Source organism: Rossellomorea oryzaecorticis (assembly GCF_038405515.1).
Taxonomy (GTDB): Bacteria; Bacillota; Bacilli; order Bacillales; family Bacillaceae_B; genus Rossellomorea; species Rossellomorea oryzaecorticis_A.
Genome location: NZ_JBBYAF010000048.1, coordinates 22,301 through 28,300 on the forward strand (window position 1 = coordinate 22,301; position 6,000 = coordinate 28,300).

6 protein-coding genes and 1 pseudogene are annotated in these 6,000 nt (G+C 40.0%); 5 read left to right on the top strand and 2 right to left on the bottom strand.

The window, feature by feature from the left end; translation table 11 throughout:
- The first annotated feature begins 28 nt into the window (after nt 1–28).
- From AAEO50_RS18590 to AAEO50_RS18600, 3 genes and pseudogenes are all read left to right on the top strand, one after another.
- A complete protein-coding gene (locus AAEO50_RS18590) occupies nt 29–580 on the top strand; it encodes a recombinase family protein (RefSeq protein WP_341985828.1) in 552 nt (183 codons plus the stop codon).
- A gap of 43 nt (nt 581–623) precedes the next feature.
- Nucleotides 624–1,571: a hypothetical protein gene (locus AAEO50_RS18595; RefSeq protein WP_341985829.1), complete on the top strand. Its 948-nt coding sequence runs from the start codon at nt 624–626 to the stop codon at nt 1,569–1,571.
- Nucleotides 1,572–1,703: 132 nt separating this feature from the next.
- A pseudogene (locus tag AAEO50_RS18600) lies at nt 1,704–1,820 on the top strand (iron-sulfur cluster assembly accessory protein); the annotation flags it as partial.
- 47 nt (nt 1,821–1,867) lie between these two features.
- Here AAEO50_RS18600 and AAEO50_RS18605 read toward each other — a convergent pair.
- Entirely contained in the window at nt 1,868–2,509 is a 642-nt protein-coding gene (locus tag AAEO50_RS18605) for an SDR family oxidoreductase (RefSeq protein ID WP_341985830.1), read from the bottom strand.
- Nucleotides 2,510–2,679: 170 nt separating this feature from the next.
- Nucleotides 2,680–3,678, bottom strand: a complete 999-nt coding sequence (locus AAEO50_RS18610; RefSeq protein ID WP_341985831.1) for an NAD(P)/FAD-dependent oxidoreductase — start codon at nt 3,676–3,678, stop codon at nt 2,680–2,682.
- 123 nt (nt 3,679–3,801) lie between these two features.
- Here AAEO50_RS18610 and AAEO50_RS18615 point away from each other — a divergent pair, with 123 nt between their 5' ends.
- Both AAEO50_RS18615 and AAEO50_RS18620 read left to right on the top strand, forming a co-directional pair.
- A complete protein-coding gene (locus tag AAEO50_RS18615; RefSeq protein ID WP_341985832.1) occupies nt 3,802–3,993 on the top strand; it encodes a hypothetical protein in 192 nt (63 codons plus the stop codon).
- 539 nt (nt 3,994–4,532) lie between these two features.
- On the top strand, nt 4,533–5,750 hold the full coding sequence (locus tag AAEO50_RS18620; protein WP_341985833.1) for an NAD(P)/FAD-dependent oxidoreductase: 1,218 nt from the start codon (nt 4,533–4,535) through the stop codon (nt 5,748–5,750).
- Nucleotides 5,751–6,000: the final 250 nt, after the last annotated feature.

The following is a 6,000-nucleotide window of genomic DNA, read 5'->3' on the forward strand; positions in this document are numbered from 1 at the left end:
GTATAATAATGGAAAAGATGGTGTATGTATGAAAATTGGGTATGCAAGGGTAAGCACTCAAGACCAAAGCTTGGATCTTCAAATGGATGCTCTCACACACGCTGGATGTGAGAAGGTGTATTCTGAAAAAGTGAGCGGAATGAAGGATGATAGACAGAAGCTTTTAGAGTTAATAGAATATGCAAGAGAAGGAGATGTTCTCGTAGTTTATAAGCTAGACCGTCTAGGAAGGTCTACAAAGAAACTAATTGAATTAACTGAGGAGTTGGAGAGAAGGGGCATAGAACTTGTCAGTATTCGAGACAACATAGATACTACTACAGCTGTAGGAAAGGCTATGTTTCGAATGTTGGCAGTGCTAAGTGAAATGGAAAGAGATTTGATTTCAGAACGTACTAGAGCAGGATTAGAAAGTGCAAGGTTGAGAGGAAGAAAAGGGGGAAGACCTAAGAAAGATAACAAAAAAGTAGAGAACGCTTTAAAGTTATATAATACAGAACAATATACTGTTAGAGAAATAGAAGAAATGACAGGTGTTTCCAAGGCGACTTTGTATAGAAAGTTAAAAGAACTAATCTGAAAAATTTTTTGGGGAAATACATGTAATAATGGGGGATATATTCTTGAAGGAACTTCTAAAAATATTGATAGATAACAAAGACTGGCTATTTTCAGGCGTGGGAATTTCTGTTGTAGTATTATTCTATACGATAATTAAAGAAACTAGGCAAAGTAAAAATAAAAATGAAATTAGTGTTGATAACAAACCTACAGAAGTAGATTATGAAAAGATGACTCAGAAAGAAGAAGAAAACTCTCCAATAAGAAATGTTGTAAGACGATTTGTTATGGTATATGAAGTACACGGTATTGCTCAAACTCAAATACCATTTTTCATTGATAAAGAGTTTGGATTACAATTAAAAGATTTTAAAGATGAAGGAAGTATTTTACATATATTAAATGATGATTTAATTGTTTGGACTTGTGACAAGTTTGGAATACAAAGAGAATGGATAGAGGGAACAACAAATTCAATTTATCCGCATGTAGATTACTATAAAAAAGTACATGCTTTTATAAAAGATATCTGTACTCTAGATAAGAGTGCAATTGATGTAATTGCCTTCAAAAGCGAAAAATTAAAACTTAAAGAAAACCACAGACATTGCATAGTTTTATTAATCAGAATTCCGATTGATACTTTAAATTCCAAAATTATATATAAGTATGTTCCTATTTCCACTCTATGGGATTGGGGTTATTGGAGATCGAGGTATCAGGTTAAGTCAATTTTTTACATTTGTGAAAAACTCAGAATAAATATATGTGGCTATGATTTGCGGGATAAAGAACTCTTGGCTTCCGGAAGCTGTTTCCCTCAGAAGCTTATGAGTAAGATACCAATAACAGTCACTTGGTACCCAGAAGACTATATTGATTTACCAAGTCAAAGTTGTCAAGCTAAAGAAACTGAGGAAACTCCTAAAATTAGAGAATATATTAAAGAGCAAGGATACATGGATTTATTAAAAGATTGTGAAAAGAAACAGAAAATATCCAGCTGGTAATTGAATTAAAAGGATTATTTAGGTAAAATGATGTATATGACATTAACAATCGAGCAAAGAAGGAATTAACAATCTAGTTGGTAATTCACAATCGTTTATTTATTAGATAAACCTTGATATATCAACGTTCTTAAACAGTCCATGATGGGCGGCGGATTCACGATCGACAATCCGAATGCAATCGCGTCATGCGGCTGTGGATCATCGTTTGTGACAGCGACGAATAAGGGTACTCCGGAGAATTGTTAGAGTATAAATAGAGAAGGACCAGTGCATTACGCGCTGGTCCTCTTTGCTTATATTTTCTTTATAGCTTCTTTAACCGGAGTTTCGCCGTTCAGGATTTCAAACACTTTATGACTCGTTTCTAAAGTAGTCAATGATTCCACGAGCACTTTTGCGACGTCTGCCCGTGAGATACTGCCGCTTTTATCTTCTATGGAACGCTGGGCGATTATGTTTCCGGTTGCATCGTCAGTGGTCAAGGCACCTGGCCGGACGATGGTATAGTTCAGTCCGCTTTCTTGAAGGTGTATATCCGCTTCATTTTTGGCTTTTAGATAGACGTGCATGCCTTCAGGTGCGTTTTCCGGCTGGTCGGCTCCCATGGAACTCAACATGATAAATCGTTCGATTCCCTTTTGCTTGGCATAATCAACCGCTTTTTTTGCACCTTCCTGATCGATTGCAATCGTTTTATCCTCTCCTGTTTTACTGCCGCTTCCCGCTGCAAAAATGACAGCATTGACATTATCAAGTGCATAGGAGAAATCCTGTTCAAGATCTGCGACAACTGGTCTGGCACCGAGGTCTTCCATATCCTTTGTCTGCTCGGATTTACGGATCATTGCTTTTGCGAAGTGCTGGGTACTGTTTACAAGCTCTTTTATGACGAGGCGGCCGGTATGGCCATTCGCTCCAATAACAAGTACATTCATCTGATCTCAACATCCTTTTCCTGAGTTTTTTGCCTTTATTATTGGTCTACCCATTACTTGCTAAATTAAACAATCGTTTATCTATGCCCTTACGATAATCAAAGTCGATCAACAATTCTCCCCGAAAAAAAGAGATCCAGGAACCAGTCCTGAACCTCTTTGAAAATTAATTAATCTGTAAACATGGAAGTACTGTGCATCGGCTGGACCCTTGCTTTCGGGTCCATGTATGCTTTTGCATTGTTGACAGCTGTCGGTGCTTCCCCGAAACCGCTGGCAATCAGCTTGACTTTTCCATCATAGGTGGAGATGTCTCCTGCTGCGTAAATGCCTTCTACATTCGTTTCCATTCTCGAGTTGACGACGATTGAGTTTTTCTCGATTTCAAGTCCCCAGTCTTTGATAGGGCCGAGGGAAGAGACGAATCCGAAGTTGACGATCAGCTCGTCGATATCAAGGATTTCCTTCTCATCGCCGCGAACTTCTTCAAGTATAAGCTGATGGATCCTTGACTCATCCCCTACAATTTCAGCAGGAACGAATGGAGTCTTCAGCTCTACAGAAGAATTGTGGAGGTTTTCGACACTGTGTTCGTGGGCTCTGAATTTATCCCTTCTGTGGATCAGATAGACTTTTTCGGCAATCGGTTCGAGCATGAGTGCCCAATCCACTGCAGAATCTCCGCCGCCGCAGATCGCCACTTTTTTGCCTTTGAATTTCTCCATGTTATCGACGAAATAATGAAGGTTGTTTCCTTCATATTGAGAAGCGTTTTCGAGCTCCAACCGTCTCGGCTGGAATGCACCGTTCCCGGCTGTGATGATAATCGTCCTGGAATAATGGATTTCTTTATCTGTCGTAAGCTTGAAGCAGCCGTCTCCCTGTTTTTCCACATCAGCCACAGCCTGCTCAAGGCATATCGTCGTTTCAAATTTAGACATCTGTTCTAAGAGATTATTCACAAGGTCCTGAGCTTTCACCTTAGGGAACCCTGCCACATCATATATGTATTTTTCAGGATATAGAGTGGATAACTGACCGCCCAATTGTGGTAAGCTTTCGATGATTTTTACTGAAGCTTTTCTCATGCCGCCATAGAAAGCCGTGAATAACCCTGTTGGGCCGCCTCCGATGATCGTTATATCATACACTTTTTGATCTTCCTTCAAGTAAATCCCTCCCAGAATAAGATACATCATTTTAATTTATTCTATCATAGAGAAATGAATCCTTCCCAAAATTTAGATTGTTGTTTTGGAATAGTCAGTTATTTGTTTGTATGAGGAGGGTCTTTGCTGCTAGTGGAGGCTTTGCCCCCGAGACGTAGAAAATTCGACAAGCGGCGCAATAATTTGAGTTCCGGCGCAATTATCGTGAAAGTGGCGCAATTATTTAGGTTCCTGCGCAATTATCGTAAATGTGGCTCAATTAATGGTATTCCGGCGCAATTATTTCTGAAAGCGGCGCAATCTATTCTCAAATAACAAATAGATAACTACTTCTAAGGAGAGAAATTGGTCAATTTTCATAAACCATCTGAATTTGAACAGTATTGAAGCAGAGTCGCCTGAATCCAGTTGAAGAGACCACGTCATCCAATATTTCCATTGATCTGCAGCGGTGGTAATCATGTACAGAAAACATGTCACGCCGGCCATTCTTCCTTCAGCCCACCCTCTTATTGTCGCAATTTTCCCAAGAATGATTATTTATCTTTAAGACCTTGAAAAGATAAGGTAAAACGAATATTATGTAATGTAGGCATATTGTTAAGAATTTATGACAATTTTTGCGGTTTGCATTCGTACGTGAAAGATGTCACATACTTATGGTTTTGTTTTTATACTATTTTATACAGTACTCTCTTTTCATTTGAAAAGAATCGTCCCGCATAATTTGTTTTGAGCTCCGCTTAATCGGGGAATGAGATAGTATCAGCAGATTGACGGGATAAAAAAGACCGATGTGGAGGACTCTAAGAGTATCCGACGCAAATTCAATCAAAAAGGTGGATGTGATTCAGTTGAGAAAGCCAAGAATCGTTGTTTTAGGTGCAGGTTATGGCGGGCTAATGACAGTAACTCGTCTTCAAAAGCAATTGAGTACAAATGAAGCGGAAGTCATCCTTATTAATAAGAATGATTACCACTATGAAACAACATGGCTGCATGAAGCTTCTGCAGGAACGCTTCATCATGACCGTGTGCGTTATGATATTAAAGATGTTGTGAATACAAGCAAAGTGAACTTCCTGCAGGCAACTGTGGATGATATTAAAGTAGAAGAAAAGAAAGTCGTAACAAGCCAAGGCGAAGTAGAATTCGATTATCTTGTGGTTGCACTTGGTGCCGAGTCTGAGACTTTTGGAATCCAAGGATTGCACGAGCATGCATTCATGATTTCAAACATCAACTCTGCCCGTCAAATCCGTGAGCACATCGAGCTTCAATTCGCTACGTATAAGAACGAAGAAGTGAAAAAAGATGAGCGCCTGACAATCGTCGTAGGCGGAGCAGGTTTCACTGGTATTGAATTCCTTGGGGAACTGGGTAACCGTGTTCCTGAGCTTTGCAAAGAATACGATATCGACCCTTCAAAAGTACGTATTGTTTGTGTGGAAGCAGCACCAATGATTCTTCCAGGCTTCGATCCTGAACTTGTGAAATATGCACGTGCCGCTCTTGAGAAAAAAGGCGTTGAATTCCACATCGGAACTCCTCTTAAAGAAGCAAAAGCAGACAGCGTGTTGATTTCTAAAGGTGAAGATGAAGTAGAAGAAATCAAAGCCGGTACAATCGTTTGGGCAGCGGGTGTCCGCGGTAACCGCATCATTGAAAAAGCAGGTATCGAAAACATGCGTGCCCGGGTCAAGATCAACAAAGATCTTCGTGCACCTGGTCATGACAACATCTTCATCATCGGTGACTGTTCTCTGATGATCAATGAAGAAACAGAACGCCCATACCCGCCGACTGCACAGATTGCAATGCAGCAAGGGGAAGTATGTGCGCGTAACATCGCAGCTCTACTTCATGGCAAAGACCCTCTGGAAGAATTCACACCAGACCTGAAAGGTACTGTATGTTCACTTGGTGAAGACGACGCAATTGGCGTTGTTTACGGCAGGAAACTTACAGGTACGAAGGCATCATTCATGAAGAAGGTAGTAGACAACCGTGCACTTTACATGGTTGGAGGACCTTCACTTGTATTCAAAAAAGGTAAATTCAAGTTCTTTTAAGATAAACAGTGAGTGATAAAGCAGAGTGGACTACCACTCTGCTTTTTTCGTTCGAAAGGGTAAGGCGTGAGAGTAACGGTGCGAATTCTGTCGTAATTTGAAGAATGGCAGATATAATGGGATTTTGGCAGATAAAAAATTTTTTTGGCAGATAACTATTTAGCCCCTTTACTCTTTTGGACACCTACTTCTAAAGATATTAAGATAGAAGTATCAAAGGAGGAGCCAAAATGAGTAAACGAAATGGACC

Coding starts and splice junctions, on each gene's coding strand:
- AAEO50_RS18590 (WP_341985828.1), top strand. CDS start 29: ATGAAAATTGGGTATGCAAGGGTAAGCACTCAAGACCAAAGCTTGGAT.
- AAEO50_RS18605 (WP_341985830.1), bottom strand. CDS start 2,509: ATGAATGTACTTGTTATTGGAGCGAATGGCCATACCGGCCGCCTCGTC.